Origin of the sequence: Streptomyces sp. NBC_01317 (assembly GCF_035961655.1) — a bacterium.
Classification (GTDB): domain Bacteria; phylum Actinomycetota; class Actinomycetes; order Streptomycetales; family Streptomycetaceae; genus Streptomyces.
On the sequence record NZ_CP108393.1, the window covers coordinates 3074296 to 3089040 of the forward strand.

The 14745-nt window shown below is 70.3% G+C and carries 17 protein-coding genes and 1 pseudogene; 13 read left to right on the forward strand and 5 right to left on the reverse strand.

Translation table 11 applies throughout. The features are described from left to right. Nucleotides 1–57 precede the first annotated feature (57 nt). Entirely contained in the window at nucleotides 58–1668 is a 1611-nt protein-coding gene (locus tag OG349_RS12870; RefSeq protein ID WP_327234738.1) for an N-acyl-D-amino-acid deacylase family protein, read from the forward strand. A 52-nt stretch (nucleotides 1669–1720) separates the two neighbouring features. On the opposite strand, the gene OG349_RS12875 is transcribed toward OG349_RS12870, so the two are convergent. After that, nucleotides 1721–2068, reverse strand: coding sequence for a DoxX family protein (locus OG349_RS12875; protein ID WP_327234739.1), 348 nt, complete (start codon nucleotides 2066–2068; stop codon nucleotides 1721–1723). Between the two features lie 167 nt (nucleotides 2069–2235). Between OG349_RS12875 and OG349_RS12880 the strand changes: the two genes are divergently transcribed. The 4 genes from OG349_RS12880 to OG349_RS12895 all read left to right on the forward strand — a co-directional run bounded on the left by OG349_RS12880 (nucleotide 2236) and on the right by OG349_RS12895 (nucleotide 6105). After that, the gene (locus OG349_RS12880) at nucleotides 2236–3096 is read left to right on the forward strand and encodes a helix-turn-helix domain-containing protein (RefSeq protein WP_327234740.1); all 861 of its coding nucleotides are present in this window, start codon (nucleotides 2236–2238) and stop codon (nucleotides 3094–3096) included. A gap of 153 nt (nucleotides 3097–3249) precedes the next feature. Beyond that, nucleotides 3250–4203, forward strand: a complete 954-nt coding sequence (locus tag OG349_RS34825) for a polysaccharide deacetylase family protein (RefSeq protein WP_442806242.1) — start codon at nucleotides 3250–3252, stop codon at nucleotides 4201–4203. Between the two features lie 119 nt (nucleotides 4204–4322). Beyond that, nucleotides 4323–5534 (forward strand): pyridoxal phosphate-dependent aminotransferase, encoded by a 1212-nt coding sequence (locus tag OG349_RS12890; protein ID WP_327234741.1) that lies wholly within the window; start codon nucleotides 4323–4325, stop codon nucleotides 5532–5534. Nucleotides 5535–5649: 115 nt separating this feature from the next. Beyond that, complete coding sequence (locus tag OG349_RS12895; RefSeq protein WP_327234742.1) at nucleotides 5650–6105, forward strand: SCO4983 family protein; 456 nt, start codon at nucleotides 5650–5652, stop codon at nucleotides 6103–6105. Nucleotides 6106–6176: 71 nt separating this feature from the next. On the opposite strand, the gene OG349_RS12900 is transcribed toward OG349_RS12895, so the two are convergent. Together OG349_RS12900 and OG349_RS34830 are read right to left on the reverse strand one after the other, a co-directional pair. Beyond that, on the reverse strand, nucleotides 6177–6470 hold the full coding sequence (locus OG349_RS12900; protein ID WP_327238555.1) for an SDR family oxidoreductase: 294 nt from the start codon (nucleotides 6468–6470) through the stop codon (nucleotides 6177–6179). Between the two features lie 22 nt (nucleotides 6471–6492). After that, nucleotides 6493–6699, reverse strand: a pseudogene (locus tag OG349_RS34830) (SDR family oxidoreductase); the annotation flags it as partial. A 56-nt stretch (nucleotides 6700–6755) separates the two neighbouring features. Here OG349_RS34830 and OG349_RS12905 point away from each other — a divergent pair. The 5 genes from OG349_RS12905 to OG349_RS12925 all read left to right on the forward strand — a co-directional run bounded on the left by OG349_RS12905 (nucleotide 6756) and on the right by OG349_RS12925 (nucleotide 11966). Beyond that, on the forward strand, nucleotides 6756–7292 hold the full coding sequence (locus tag OG349_RS12905) for a hypothetical protein (protein WP_327234743.1): 537 nt from the start codon (nucleotides 6756–6758) through the stop codon (nucleotides 7290–7292). 124 nt (nucleotides 7293–7416) lie between these two features. Then, nucleotides 7417–8523 carry a hypothetical protein gene (locus OG349_RS12910; RefSeq protein ID WP_327234744.1) on the forward strand — a complete coding sequence of 369 codons (1107 nt, stop codon included), beginning with the start codon at nucleotides 7417–7419 and terminating at the stop codon, nucleotides 8521–8523. A gap of 26 nt (nucleotides 8524–8549) precedes the next feature. Beyond that, the gene (locus OG349_RS12915) at nucleotides 8550–9716 is read left to right on the forward strand and encodes a toxic anion resistance protein (RefSeq protein ID WP_327234745.1); all 1167 of its coding nucleotides are present in this window, start codon (nucleotides 8550–8552) and stop codon (nucleotides 9714–9716) included. Continuing rightward, nucleotides 9713–11374, forward strand: a complete 1662-nt coding sequence (locus tag OG349_RS12920; RefSeq protein WP_442806243.1) for a substrate-binding and vWA domain-containing protein — start codon at nucleotides 9713–9715, stop codon at nucleotides 11372–11374. Before OG349_RS12915 ends, OG349_RS12920 begins: the two co-directional genes overlap by 4 nt. Further along, nucleotides 11361–11966: a hypothetical protein gene (locus tag OG349_RS12925; RefSeq protein ID WP_327234747.1), complete on the forward strand. Its 606-nt coding sequence runs from the start codon at nucleotides 11361–11363 to the stop codon at nucleotides 11964–11966. Before OG349_RS12920 ends, OG349_RS12925 begins: the two co-directional genes overlap by 14 nt. A 77-nt stretch (nucleotides 11967–12043) precedes the next feature. Here the strand turns inward: OG349_RS12925 and OG349_RS12930 are convergent, their stop codons facing one another. Together OG349_RS12930 and OG349_RS12935 are read right to left on the reverse strand one after the other, a co-directional pair. Then, a complete protein-coding gene (locus tag OG349_RS12930) occupies nucleotides 12044–12232 on the reverse strand; it encodes a hypothetical protein (RefSeq protein WP_327234748.1) in 189 nt (62 codons plus the stop codon). 108 nt (nucleotides 12233–12340) lie between these two features. Further along, a complete protein-coding gene (locus tag OG349_RS12935) occupies nucleotides 12341–12808 on the reverse strand; it encodes an ATP-binding protein (RefSeq protein WP_327234749.1) in 468 nt (155 codons plus the stop codon). A gap of 219 nt (nucleotides 12809–13027) precedes the next feature. Here OG349_RS12935 and OG349_RS12940 point away from each other — a divergent pair, with 219 nt between their 5' ends. From OG349_RS12940 to OG349_RS12950, 3 genes are read left to right on the forward strand one after another with little or no spacing between them, the layout of a single operon-like run. Next, nucleotides 13028–13903 (forward strand): helix-turn-helix domain-containing protein, encoded by an 876-nt coding sequence (locus OG349_RS12940; RefSeq protein ID WP_327234750.1) that lies wholly within the window; start codon nucleotides 13028–13030, stop codon nucleotides 13901–13903. Next, on the forward strand, nucleotides 13900–14154 hold the full coding sequence (locus OG349_RS12945; protein WP_327234751.1) for a DUF397 domain-containing protein: 255 nt from the start codon (nucleotides 13900–13902) through the stop codon (nucleotides 14152–14154). The genes OG349_RS12940 and OG349_RS12945 overlap by 4 nt, the downstream gene beginning before the upstream one ends. A gap of 10 nt (nucleotides 14155–14164) precedes the next feature. Beyond that, entirely contained in the window at nucleotides 14165–14743 is a 579-nt protein-coding gene (locus OG349_RS12950; protein WP_327234752.1) for an SMI1/KNR4 family protein, read from the forward strand. Nucleotides 14744–14745: the final 2 nt, after the last annotated feature.

Here is a 14745-nt window from a genome sequence, read left to right on the forward strand (position 1 = left end):
TACGTTCTTTCAGGAAGCCGTCAGGACCCCCGGACCCAGGACCCAGGAGCGCAGGCCATGGATCTCGTCATCCAGGACGTACAGGTCGTCGACGGCACCGGCGACCCCTCCTACCGCGCGGACGTGGGCCTCACGGACGGTCGCATCGCCGCGATACGGAGGGAGGGCGCCGGCCCCCGCCTGAGCGCCGCGCGCTCTCTCGACGCCGCCGGGCTCGCCCTCTCCCCCGGCTTCATCGACATGCACGCGCACAGCGACCTCGCCCTGCTGCGCGACCCCGGCCACGCGGCGAAGGCCGCGCAGGGGGTGACGCTGGAGGTGATCGGGCAGGACGGCCTGTCGTACGCGCCCGTGGACGACCCGACCCTCGCCCAGGTCAGGCAGTCCATCACCGGCTGGAACGGCGGCGGTTCGGACATCGACTTCGACTGGCGGACGGTCGGTGAGTACCTGGACCGGCTCGACCACGGCTTCGACGGAGAGGGCATCGCGGTCAACGCCGCGTACCTGATCCCCCAGGGCACGGTCCGTATGTACGCGGTCGGTTGGGACGACCGCCCGGCGACCGGCGCCGAACTGGCCCGTATGGAACAGCTGGTGGCCGAGGGCCTGGAGCAGGGCGCGGTCGGCATGTCCTCCGGGCTGACGTACACGCCCGGCATGTACGCCGACGACGCCGAACTGACCGCGCTCTGCCGGGTGGTGGCGCGGTACGGCGGCTACTACTGCCCGCACCACCGGTCGTACGGCGCCGGCGCGCTCCAGGCGTACGAGGAGATGGTCACGCTCACCCGCCGGGCGGGGTGCGCGCTCCATCTGGCCCACGCCACCATGAACTTCGGCGTGAACGAGGGCAAGGCCCCTGATCTGCTGGCCCTGTTGGACAGGGCGCTGGACGCGGGCGCCGACATCACCCTGGACACCTATCCGTACACCCCCGGATGTACCACCCTCGTTGCGATGCTGCCCAGTTGGGCGAGCGAGGGCGGCCCGGACAGCATCCTGGCGCGGCTGCGCGACCACACCACCGCCGAGAAGATCCGCCACCACATGGAGGTGGTCGGGGCGGACGGCTGCCACGGGGTGCCCATCGAGTGGGACACGATCGAGATCTCGGGGGTCTCGGCGCCGGGACTGGACCCGTACGTGGGCAAGACGGTCGCCGCGTCGGCGGCCGAACGCGCTGAAGCCCCCTGGGTCACGGCCCGCAGGCTGCTGATCGAGGACGGTCTCGGCTCGACGATCCTCCAGCACGTGGGCCACGAGGAGAACGTCCGGGAGATCATGCGCCACCGCGTGCACACGGGCGGCAGCGACGGCATCCTCCAGGGCGCGAAGCCGCACCCGCGTGCGTACGGCACGTTCCCGCGGTATCTCGGGCGGTACGCGCGGGAGTTGGGCGTCCTGAGCCTGGAGGAGTGCGTGGCGCACCTGACCTCGCGCCCGGCCGCGCGCCTCCGCCTTCCCGATCGCGGTCTGGTACGGGAGGGCTACCGCGCGGACCTGGTCCTCTTCGACCCGGCCACGGTGGCGGCCGGGTCGACGTTCGAGTCCCCGCGCACTCTCCCCGTGGGCATCCCGCATGTGCTGATCGACGGCCGCTTCGTGATCGAGGACGGCCGGCGGACGGACACGCTGGCGGGGCGGTCGGTGCGGCGTACGGGGTGAGGTACCGGCTGCTCGTACGGGGGTAAGTGGGGTGGCTGCTCGCGTACGACGCTCAGGCCGAGGCGAGGCGCAGCACAAACGCGCCGACGGCCAGCACCACGAACACCCCCGCCGGGGCGATCTCGTGGTCCTTGGCGCGCAGATGGGTGATGACGGCCCCGATGAAGTAGAGGAGAACCCCGACCGCCGCCGCCTCGCCTATCAGCGGCACCCACAGCCCCACGACCAGTCCCACCGCGCCGAGCGCTTTCAGCGTGGCCAGCCGCGGAAGCCAGGACTCCGGTACGCCGAGTCCGAGCATCGACGCGATGACCTTCTCGTTGCGGGTGAACGTACCGACGGCGGACATGGTCAGTCCGGCGGCGAGCAACAGGCCGACGACGGCATAGGCGATGAACACAGGTGCCCCTCTGGAGAAGGTGAAGGCGGAGGTCGAGGTGAGGAAGGCCGGACCCCGGGCCCGGCCTCCGCACAACCTGTCGTGGCCGCGCGCACCGAGGAAGCCCCGGCCGAGGCGGGTACTGGCAGGGCTACGATCCGCGCGCCGATCCGGCGTAAATTGCTGAGGTGAGCCACAACGAGCTGGGCCTTTTCCTGCGCGCCCGCCGCGAGGCCGTGACACCGGCCCAGGTGGGCCTCCCCGGCGGCAGCCGCCGCCGTACGCCCGGTCTGCGCCGGTCCGAGCTGGCGATGCTGGCGGGTATCAGCGTCGAGTACCTGGCCCGCCTCGAACAGGGCCGGGGCCGTCACCCCTCGCCCCAGGTGCTCAGCGCCCTCGCCGACGCGCTGCGGCTGACGGCCGACGAGCGTTTCGCGCTCATGCGCGCGGAGAAGGTCACCACCGGCACGCTGGGACTCTGCCCGGGCGCGGGCACGCCGCCGACCCGTACCGTACGACCCACGGTGCGGGCCCTGCTCGACCGGCTGGAGCCCACCCCCTCAGTCCTGGTCAACCGGCTGACCGAGGTGCTGGCGTACACGGAGGGGTACGCGCGGCTGGTCGCCCCGCTGGGCCTGCTGGACTCCCCCGCCCCGAATCTCGCCCGCTATGTCTTCACGGACCGGCGGGCCCGTAGGGTCCTGATGGACTGGGAGCGCGAGGCGGACGTACTGGTCTCGCGCCTCAAGACCGACTCCGTACCGGAGGACCGCTTCCTGGCGTCGTTCGTGGAGGAGCTGTCCGGGGCGGCCGGGGCTCTTTTCACGGACCGCTGGGCGCGCGCCGCCCTCACGCCCGAGAGCCCGCTGTCACAGCGGGTGGCACATCCGGCCGCGGGCGCACTCAGCCTGGCGACCGAGACGCTGGACCTGCCGGGCCTGGACGGCCTGCACGTGGTGGTTCACCTGCCGGCGGACGACGCCACGTCGGCGGCGCTGGACAACCTGACGGGGCGCAGGCCCGGGGCGCTGCACGCGGTGGCGGGGTAACCGTCCGGCGCGTGCCGTACGGCCTGGAAAGGCACTGGTGAGCGATCGGGTCCCACGAACTTATGACCATCCGGTGATGACCGGATCCTCCCGCCCCTTCCGCTCGTCTCTCTCCGAGGACGACGCGAGGCGACAGCGGGAGTGGTGGGCACGATGGCACGCACGGGCATTCGACCGGCTCGAACAGCTCGAACGGCGGGGGTACGGGGGGCACGGTCCGCCTTGCTCGTTCTGATCGCGGCGGCCCTGGTCACGGGGTGCGGCGGCCAGCTCGCGGACGGATCCCAGGGCGCCGGCGGCCCCGACGACAAGGGCTCCACGGTCCGGTCCAGGGCCACCCCGAAGGCCCCGGCCCCACACGGCCGCACCCCATCAGCCACCCCAGCCGGCCCAGCCGCCCCGACCACCCCAACCACACCATCGACTCCCCCCACCCCATCCACTCCCCCCACCCCACCCGGCCAGACCTCTTCCCCCGACCCGAAGCTCCCCCCACCCCGCGTGAACATGGACATCGCCCACGCGGTCGAGGGCGGCAGCCGCCGCGCCGTGAACATCACCATCGACGACGGCCCCGACCCCACCTGGACCCCGAAGATCCTCAAGATCCTCCGGGACAACGGGGCCCGGGCGACCTTCTGCATGATCGGCCCGCAGGCCGCCGCCCACCCCGGCCTGGTCCGGCGGGTGGTGGCCGACGGCCACCGGCTGTGCGACCACACCGTCACGCACAACACCGCGATGGACCACCGCTCGAAGCGCTACCAGAAGCAGCAGATCCTGGCCGCGGCCCAGCAGATCACCCGGGCGTCGGGGGGCGTCGAGCCGCTGTACTACCGGGCGCCGGGCGGCGCGTTCACCCCGTACAGCAGGCAGATCGCCGCGTCGGCGGGCATGCGCCCGCTGGGCTGGAACGTGGACACGAAGGACTACGAGGAGCCGGGCGTCGGCGCGATCCTGCACGTGGTGCGGCACGAGCTGGACAACGGCCCGACCCTCCTCTTCCACGACGGCGGCGGCGACCGCTCCCAGACGGCGGCGGCGCTCAGGAAGCTGCTGCCGTGGCTGCGCCACCACGGATACGGTTTCGGCTTCCCGGTCCGCTGAGTGCGCCGGCGCGGCGACCGCGCGACCGAGCCCCCGTCATCAGTCCCCCGTCATCAGTACGGAGCAACGTGGGCAAAAACACGACGCGGCCCTCGTCACCCGGCCGTAAGGTGGCGGACATGCAGGTGATCCAGTCGACGAAGCTCGCCAACGTCTGTTACGAGATCCGGGGCCCGGTCCTGGAGGAGGCGACGCGGCTGGAGGCGGCGGGCCACCGCATCCTCAAGCTCAACACCGGGAACCCGGCGGCGTTCGGCTTCGAGTGCCCGCCCGAGATCCTTGAGGACATGCTCCGCAACCTCGGCGACGCGCACGGCTACGGCGACGCGAAGGGCCTGCTGTCCGCGCGGCGCGCGGTGATGCAGCACTACCAGACCAAGGGCATCGACCTGGACGTCGAGGACATCTACCTCGGCAACGGCGTCTCCGAGCTGATCCAGATGTCGATGCAGGCGCTGCTGGACGACGGCGACGAGGTGCTCGTACCGGCACCGGACTATCCGCTGTGGACGGCGAGCGTGTCGCTCGCCGGGGGCACGGCCGTGCACTACCGGTGCGACGAGCAGGCCGAGTGGATGCCGGACCTCACCGACATCGAGCGCAAGATCACCGACCGCACGAAGGCGATCGTGATCATCAACCCGAACAACCCGACGGGCGCGGTGTACGGGGACGAGATGCTGGCCTCGCTCACCGAGATCGCCCGCCGGCACAACCTGATCGTGTGCTCGGACGAGATCTACGACCGGATCCTGTACGACGGCGCCACCCACACCCCCACGGCGGCGATCGCGCCCGACCTGCTCACCCTGACGTTCAACGGGCTGTCCAAGAACTACCGTGTCGCGGGTTTCCGCTCCGGCTGGATGGCGGTGTGCGGCCCCAAGGCCCACGCCACGTCGTACATCGAAGGCCTGACGATCCTGGCCAACATGCGGCTCTGCGCCAACATGCCGTCGCAGCACGCGGTGGCGACGGCCCTCGGCGGCCGGCAGTCGATCCAGGACCTGGTCCTGCCGGGCGGCCGGATCCTGGAACAGCGGGACACGGCGTACGACCTGCTCACCCAGATCCCTGGGGTGACGTGCGTGAAGCCGAAGGGCGCGCTGTATCTCTTCCCCCGGCTCGACCCGAAGGTCTACAAGATCAAGGACGACCGGGAGATGGTCCTGGACCTCCTCCGCGCCGAAAAGATCATGGTCGTCCACGGCACAGGCTTCAACTGGCCGGAACCGGACCACTTCCGCATCGTGACCCTCCCGACCACCCAGGACCTGACGGACGCGGTAACCCGAATCGGAAACTTCCTGGACGGCTACTCCCAGCCGTAGGCCCTCGCCCGGCCCACGCCCTCTCCCCCCTGTCCCTCCCTCGATTCCGACGGGACTCAACTTTAGACCGATTCCAATGTAGGATGGTTTCCTGACGTTGCCAGGAGGCCATCTCATGTACGAACCGATCCGCGCCAAGTCGGTCCACACGATGGCCGACGCCGACTTCCCCCACCGCAGCCGGGAGGAAGAGCTGGACATCCAGCTGGCCGGCCACCTCTCCGCGCTCCTTGCCGTGACCGACGAGCTGGGGCTGGACGAAGCGGGTGGGAGCATCGCGCGGCAGATAGAGCGGCTGCGGGGTGCGGCGCCGGTGCGCCCGGCCCCCGCCGCGACCCACCCGGCGAACGACACGGACGACATCCCCACCGCAGATCTGCCGCATGCCCACCGCGCCGAGCTGCACGCCCGGGCCCTCGCCCTCGCGGGTCGCGCCCTGGTCGTCGCCGCCTCGCGTGCCGACACCGCCGCCGCGATCCTGTCCGCCGAGCGGATGGACGCGCACACCGCCGCCCTCGCCGAACCCCCGGCCACCCCGGGCACCCCCCGCCGACTGGTCGGCGCCCACTGACGGCCCCGGTCCACGGGCCGCGGAGGCGCGCGGACCGGGTGCCACACACCCCGCCTGGCGTCGGCGGCTACTCAGGCGTTCCAGCCGCCGTTGACGTTGACGTCCGTACCCGTGATGTACGAGGCGGCCGGGCCGGCCAGGAACGCGACGGCCGCCGCCACTTCCTCCGGCCTCCCGTAACGGTGGAACGGGAGGGAGGAGAGAGCCGCCCGCCCCAGGTCGGTGTCCTGCGGGATTCCCATGTCCGTCTCGGCGAAGGCGGACACGACCGTGTTGACGGTGATCCCGCGCGGAGCCAGCTCGTGTGCCCAGGAGATGCTGAGGGCGGCCTTGGTCGCGCTGTATCGCCGAAACAGGCTGTCCAGGCGCGTTGCGCGGTGATGGTAAGACGGCCGCGCTGTTGACCGGGATGTCGATACGGCCGAATCGCCGAGCGACCTCCGCGACCAGACGCACCACGTCGTCCCGCCGCCCCTGGTCGGCCCGTAGGGCCACCGCGCGGACCCCGAGGTGCTTCACGTCCCGCACGCCGACACCGGCCTTGTCGGCCGATTTCTCGTAGGCGATCGCGACATCCGCTCCGGCCGCGGCCAGACGGCGCGCCGTTAACTACAGTTGTCGAGATGGGCGGCGGTAACTATAGTTGTCGTATGACTTCGACAGAGATCACCTCTGAAGAGCGCGCCGAACTGGCGAGAGCCCTTACCGATGCCCTCAACCCACTCGCGGCGGCCATTCGCTCACGCGAGTCGGGGGTTCCCGAAGCGCAAATGTGGGAGGCGGACCCGGTTGAGGTGACCCTGTCCGTCCTCGCCGCCTGGAAGGTGGTGGATACGGAGGTCAAGCGACTGACGGCGATCGCGGCGGGAACGGCCGGCTCCTACGGCGCGAGTTACGAGCAGATGGGTGCGGTCTGGGGCATCACCCGGCAGGGCGCGCGCAAAAAGTGGCCCGACGCGGTCCCCCGCCCCACGGCCACGGCGGCACAGGCGGGCTCGGTGCTCGCACTCTTCGGCGGTACCGCCGAACTGGTGCGCGACTCGCGGTCCGGCGGCTGGGCCTGGACGGCCGAAGGCGCGGACGGGACACGCGGCGCCGCCGAGGACCACACCTGGTACGCGACGAAAGAGGAGGCCGCCGCCCATGCCGGAGCCTTCCTGCGGGAGCATGCCGCCGATCCGTCGTAGCACCACATCCGTAGCACCACAGTGAGGCGGACACGGAAACAGGCGACATCGCCCCGAAGGGCGCGTTCCGGTTCCTTACCGGGATGGGTACTTCACCCCTCGTACATCCAACTCCGCCCGGAACGTGGGTTTCCGCGAGCACGCTCGTCCTGTGAAACGCATCCTGGGAATCGTCCTGGCGGTGCTGCTGATCGGCGGCGTGGCAGCAGCCGTCGTGGCAGGCCGAGAGAGCCAAGGCACCAGCACGGCAACGAAGACCGTGCGTGGAGTGATCGGGTCGGAGAAGGCGGAGTTCTTCGCCGACCCCAAGGTGGTGAAAGCGCTGGCTGCCCGGGGCTTCACCGTGAAGACGGAGACCTCCGGCTCCTGGGCCATGGAGGAACTGCCCCTGGACGGGTACGACTTCGCCTTCCCCTCGTCGAAGGCCCCGGCCGACGGGCTGGTGAAGAAGTACGCGGTGCAGGGCGGACCCCTGCGTCCCTTCTACTCGCCGCTCGTGGTCGTCGCCCACCGCTCGGCCGCCCGTGTCCTCGCCGACAACAGCCTCGCCACCCTGAACAAAGGCACCTCCCGTGGCACCCTGCGGATGAAGCCGTACCTCGCGGCGGCCGGTGACGGGCGGACCTGGCAGCAGCTCAAGGGGGCTGGGGCGCACGCCGAGTTCAGCGGCACGGTCTTCATCACCAGTACCGACCCGGAGAGTTCCAGCTCCGGCGCGCTCTACCTCGCCGCCGCGTCCTACGTCGCCGACGGCGGACGCGTGGCCACCGACAAGGCCGCCGTCACCCGGACGGCCCCGCTGCTCAAGAAGCTGATCTCGGTGCAGGGCGCCCAACAGACCAGCTCCGACGCGCCGTTCAGGGACTTCATCAGCGGCGTCGGCAATCCGCTGGTGCTGGTGTACGAGTCCCAGGTCGCCTCGCTGCTGCTCCAGAAGCAGGACCCCGGCGATCTGGTGGTCCTCTACCCGGACACCACCGTCAACAGCGACCACACGCTCGTCCCTCTCACCGAGGGCGGCCGGGCGCTGGGCGAACTGCTCTCCACCGACAAGGCGTTGCGCGCGCTCGCGGTACGGCACGGCTTCCGCCCGCAGGGCGACGCGGCCGGCTTCACCGCGGCGACCGCCGGCAGCGCCGCCTATCTGAACCAGACACTTTCCGGGGTCCGCCAGGCACCCGTGCCCACCACCGAGGTGCTGCACGACATGGCCCTGCGCGCCCGGTCCTAGCTTCACGTCCCAGGGGGAGACACACCATGAGCAACGAACTGATCCTCACCCCGCCCGAGCCGGTCGCCCCGGTGCGCACCGAGCAGGCCGCGGGGCTCGTACCGGTGGACGACTCCGTACACGACGAGATGACGCGGCGCGCCGCCGAGTACGTCGGGTCGCTGTCCGGGCTCGACGCCCGCTCGCCCGAATTCACCGCCCGCGTAGGGGAGATAACGAACCTCGGCTCCGGTGAGATCCGGGGCGCCGCCCAGCAGTCCAACCGGATGCTGGACCGTACGGTACGGACCCTCGCGTCGGGCGGCGAGGACGCGCAGTCGCGTGTCTCGTCGTCCCTGGTGGAACTGCGTCGTACCGTCGAGGACTTGGACCCGCGCGACACCCCCGGCAAGGGGGCCAGGCGCTTCCTCTCCAAACTGCCCGGCGGCAACAAGCTGCGCGACCACGCGGCCAAGTACGCCTCCTCCCAGTCCACTTTGAACAAGATCGTCGGCTCGCTCCGGGGCGGCCAGGACGAACTGCGTCGCGACAACGCCGCGTTGCACACCGAGCGCACCCGCCTGTGGGAGACCATGGGCAAGCTCCAGGAGTACGCGGTCCTCACCGGCGCGCTCGACGCGGCGGTCGGCGAGCGCATCGCCGAGGCCGACCTCGTGGACCCCGCCCAGGCGGACGCGCTGCGCGCCGACGTTCTCTTCCCCGTCCGGCAGAAGCACCAGGACCTGCTCACCCAACTCGCCGTCTGCGCACAGGGATACCTGGCGATGGACCTCGTGCGGCGCAACAACGACGAGCTGATCAAGGGCGTCGACCGCGCGGCCACCACCACCGTCTCCGCCCTGCGGATCGCGGTGATGCTGGCCTCGGCGCTGGAGAACCAGCGCAAGGTGACCGAGCAGGTGACCGTCCTGCGGGCGACGACGGAGGACCTGATCCGGGGCAACGCGGAGATGCTCGCCACCCAGAGCGGCGAGATCCAGCGCCTCGCGGCGGAGCCCGCGGTGGGCGCGGAGACGCTGCGCGCGGCCTTCCAGCAGATCTACACCACGCTCGACGCGATCGACACGTACAAGATCCAGGCGACGGAGTCGATGGCGGCGACCGTGGAGTCGCTCACGACGGAGTTGCAGAACGCGAGCGCGCACCTGGAGCGGACCCGTTCGGCGGGCGTCCTGGAAGGCGGCTCGCGATGAGACGACTCTCGGTAGGACAAAGGGTATTGAGACGAAAGCTCCTCCGCGCCACAGCCACGATCGCCGCCCTCCTGGCGACGCTCACCGCCTGCTCCTCCGACACCACCCCCACCCGCCCGAGCACCACGAACCAGCCGGGCGGCACGAACGGAAGCGCCGCGGACACCACGTACCAGAAGGGCACGCTCCGCGTGCTCGCCTCCAGCGAACTGTCCGACATGCAGGGCGTGTTGGACCTGGCCGAGAAGCAGACAGGAGTGAAGGTACGGCCCACCTGGACCGGCACCCTGGACGCGGCTGACCTCATCGCCTCCGGCGGCGCCGACGGGAAGTACGACGCGGTGTGGCTGTCGTCCAACGACTACCTGCGGCTGAGCCCGGGGGTCTCCCGGCGCCTCACCAACGAGACCCCGGTCATGTCGTCGCCGGTCGCCCTGGGCGTCAAGGCGGCGACGGTGAAGCGGCTCGGCTGGCAGCCGGACCGGGTCACCTGGTCCCAGGTGTACGAGGCGGTCGCGGCCGGCCGGCTCACCTACGGCATGACCGATCCCGTACGTTCCAACTCAGGCTTCTCCGGCCTGATTTCGGTGGCCTCCGGGCTGTCCGGCGCGCAGGCGGCACTCACCGACGCCGATGTGCGCGCAGCGACGCCGAAGTTGACGGAGTTCTTCGCGGGCCAGAAACTCACGTCCGGTTCGTCGGGGTGGCTGGCCACCGCGTACACCCGCCACCACACCGTCGACGCCCTGGTCAACTACGAGTCGGTCCTGCTGTCCATGAACCGCGACAGCCACACCGGACTCACCGTGATCCGCCCCAGGGACGGGGTGGTGACCGCCGACTACCCCTTTACGCTGCTGACGTCGGCGCCCCGGGAGGCCAAGGAGGCGGGGCAGGCACTCACCACGTACCTGCGGAGCCCGGAGGCCCAACAGGCCCTGACAGACCAGACGTTCCGCCGCCCGGTCGTCCCCTCGGTGAAGCCCGCCGAGGGCCTGGCGACCGACAAGCGGCGCGAACTGCCGTTCCCCGGCACACGATCGGTCGCGGACGGGCTGCTGAACGCGTACGAGAACAAACTGCGCCGGCCCTCGCGCACGGTGTACGTGCTGGACACCTCCGGCTCGATGGAGGGCGGACGTCTCGACCGGTTGAAGGCCGCGCTGACCACCCTGACGGGTACGGGCAACTCGCCGACCGGCGACCGTTTCCGCGACCGGGAGGAGGTGACCTTCATGCCGTTCGGCGCGGAGGTGAAGGAGGTCACGAGCCATACGGTCGCCCCCGGCGACCCGTCGGCGGCGCTGGACGCGATCCGCGCGGACGCCGCGTCCCTGACGGCGTCCGGCGAGACGGCGATCTACAGCAGCCTGGAGGAGGCGTACTCCCGTCTGGGACAGGGCAGTTCGGACACCTTCACCTCGATCGTGCTGATGACGGACGGCGAGAACACCACGGGTGCGAGCGCCGGGGACTTCGACACCTTCTACGCGCGGCTCCCGGCCGAGCGACGTACCACACCGGTCTTCCCCATCGTCTTCGGCGACTCGGACCGGGGGGAGCTGGCCCACATCGCGGAACTCACCGGCGGCCGGCTCTTCGACGCGACGCGGGGTTCCCTGGACGGAGCATTCGAGGAGATCCGTGGCTACCAGTAGAGCGCTCGCGTTCCTCGAATCGCGCAAGAACCTGACCGGCAGCGCGTCCGCGCTGGTCGGCCTGGTGGCCACGTTCACCGGAGTGGCGGGCACGTACTGGCCGTTGGTGGTGGCGGGTTTGTACGGTGCGGGCGCCCTGATAGCACCACCGGAACGCCCACCGACTCCGGCCTTCGACACGACAGAACAACTAACAACTCTGCGCGCCGACTTCACCACCCTGACGACCTACCTCACGGAGGTGGACCTCCCCCCGGCGGCGGCCGGCCGCCTGACGGAACTGACCGAGGTCCTGGCCGCCCTCCTGGAACCCGGCTGGGTCGCGGACGCCCTGACCCAGGACCCGGAGGCGGTGCACACGCTGTCGAGGGCGATCCGCCAGGACATCCCGGAGTCGGTGGACACGTACGTACGCACTCGCTGGTGGACCCGCCTCCAACCCACCACGGACCCACCGGAACGCCACCTGGAACGCCAACTGACGGTGTTGTACGACGAGTCCCGCACCCTGGCGACGGCGCTGCGCGAGGCGGAATCCCGCCGCCAGGAGACCCATACGCGCTACTTGGAGGACCGCAACAAGTCCTCGTGACGGCCGGGGGGCGTCCATGGTCTTGTCGCCTGGTGAAACCAGCTCGACCACGAACTGCACGGCCTCGGCATCGACGCTCACAGCGTCCTCCGCGTGGCGTCCAGGGCGACGTGCAGCCGGTATGAGGCGCCCTGACGGCACACCCCCGGAGCCGGCGACATCGCCAGGGACTCACCGAGCAGCTCGTACCGTACGGAGCGGCCCTCGGGCAACCCGAGCACGTCAGCGACGGTCCAGGAGCCGGTGCGGTCCATGGCGCCCCGCATTGCTCACCTCCCCGTGCTGCCGGACTGACGGGGCCACAGATCCCCACCGTGCCGACTCGCGCCGTCTCCTGGGGCCGAGCATGACCGTGCGCACACCCGGACGCACCATCACCCCTCGTCCAGCGGCACGCTGCCACCCAGCCCCAGCAACACCCGCTCCAGCAGCCGCCGATAGGCCGACTCCGGCGGATCGGCCGTCAGCGTGAAGATCAACCCCTTCCCCGTCATCGTCGTGACGACGGCCCACCCCGGCGCGAGGAGGTCGAGTAACTCCAGCCCGCGCCCATGGCTGTCCAACGCCGCGTGCGGGCGCCGCTTGGGCTCGGCCTGGCTCCGGTCGTGCACCTCGATCTGGACCGAACCCCGCACCGGCGAGTGACAGATAAGGTCGAACCCGCCGCCGCCCGCATGCAGCACGGCGTTGGTGGCCGTCTCGCTCACCAGCAGCTTGACGGTGTCGCGATCCACCCACGGGTACGGCGCGTAGACGCGCCCCGCGAGGGCCCGCGCCTCCCCGACCGCGAGGGCGGTACAGGGGTACCGCTCGACCGCGAGTACGTATCCACGCTGATCCATCACTCGTACCTCCGGCAGTAGAGGTCATGACAGCCGTCGGGCACGCATGACCCAGGGATACGCATCCCGGGCGTCTGGCGCCGGTGCGCGCCACCCAGCATGAGTCGCGCGACTAGTCGCGCGCAAGCTGATCGCGGGAAGCCGCTCGGAAGAGTCGCTCGCGCTGCCCTGCGCGCTACGCTGCTGCCATCGGACGTCATGCCACCCGGAGGGACACCGGTGCCCGTCAGCGTCAACACCAACGCGATCTTCGCCATGCGGAAGGTCGGCGGGGAGCTTGCGCGACTGCGTGAGCACGCGCGCCTCCGGCAGGACGACATCGCGGTGCGCCTGGAGTGCTCACGGCACAACATCAGCAAAATCGAACGCGGCAAGGCGTTCCCGAGCCCTGACCAGCTCGAAGAGATGCTGGAGGCGTACGGAGCGAGCGTCCACGAACGCGCCGCCCTGAGGGCCGCGATCGACCAGGGCCGGTCGTTCGGCCGTGCGTGGTACGAACGTCCCGAGATCCAGGCCGTGTTCACGGCGGACTCGTACCGCTACCTCTACCTGGAGGACGCGGCCGAGAAGATCTTCTGCCACGGCGGCACGTACGTACCAGGGCTCCTCCAGACCAGGGACTACGTGGCCGCCCTTGTCGAGTTCGGGCAGCAACACGAAGCCACGGAACACCGCGAGATCTTCATCGACGTACGGCAGAGGCGTCAGGGCGTGCTCATCGGTGAACACCCGGCCACCCTGGACGCGTTGTGCCTGGAGTCAGCCCTGAGGGCTGTCGTCGGCGGGCGGGACGCCATGCGGGCCCAGCTGGACCACTTGCTGACGTCGGTCAAACGACAGCACGTCAACCTGCGCGTGATCCCGTTCGAGGCGGGCGCGGCCAGCGTCTCCAGCACACCGTTCACCATTCTCGACTTCCCCGGCGTCGAACACCGCAGTGTGGTCTCGTCCGAGATGCAACGGGGAGACTCCGTAACCGACGAAGCGGCAGCAGTCCGGCATTCACGACGGAGGTACGCCGACCTGGCGGCCTTCGCCCTGAGCCCCGTACTCACCGTTCAGCTCATCGAAGACATCAGGAAAGAACTGTCGTGACAGCCGAATCGAAGTCAGACCTGTACGAACAGCCTCTCCACGGGGAGTGGGAGAAGTCCGCGTTCAGCAGCGGTTCGAGCGAGAATTGCGTCCTGGTCATGCCGATCAACGGCGGCGTCGCCTTCGGCGACTCCAAGCACCGCGACCGCGACGGCGCGCTCCGCTTCACGGACGAGGAAATGCTGGCGCACATACTCGCGGTCAAGGCGGGCCAGTACGACCATCTCATCCCCCAAGGAACCGAGCTCTAGGCCGACCGGCATGAACCCAGAAACCCGCGACCCAGCCGAGTTCACCGCCCTCCGCGAAATACTCGGGTCCCGATCCGAGGCCGTGGCGCCGGCCGGTTGGGAGGCGGTGCGGTCCTTCGAGGCGGAGCACGGCATCGTACTCCCGGAGCCGTACCGCACGTTCGTGGCGGAGATCTGCGACGGACTGCGCGCGGGACCGCCCCACTACGGTCTGCTGCCCTTCGCGCGCACGCCCTCGGACTGGGGCTCGGACCGCCCCGAGCGCCTGCTCGCCGAGCCCTTTCCGCTCACGGCGGCGTGGTTGTGGGAGGAGGAGGGCGACGAAGCGGCGCTGTCGGACGAGGAGTTCGAGGCCCGGACAGCCCCCGTCTTCGACCACGGCTCGCTGCTGCTGGGCACCGACGGCTGCGGTATGTACTGGCACTTGATCATCACCGGCCCGCAGCGCGGTCACGTCTGGTTCATCGACGAGTACGGCGCGGTGCCCTTCGGCACCCGGCCGGACACCTCGTTGATGCCGGGGACGCCCGGTTTCGCGGGGTGGGTGACCCGCTGGGCCGAGGGCCGCTCCTTGTTCGCGAGCACCTGACG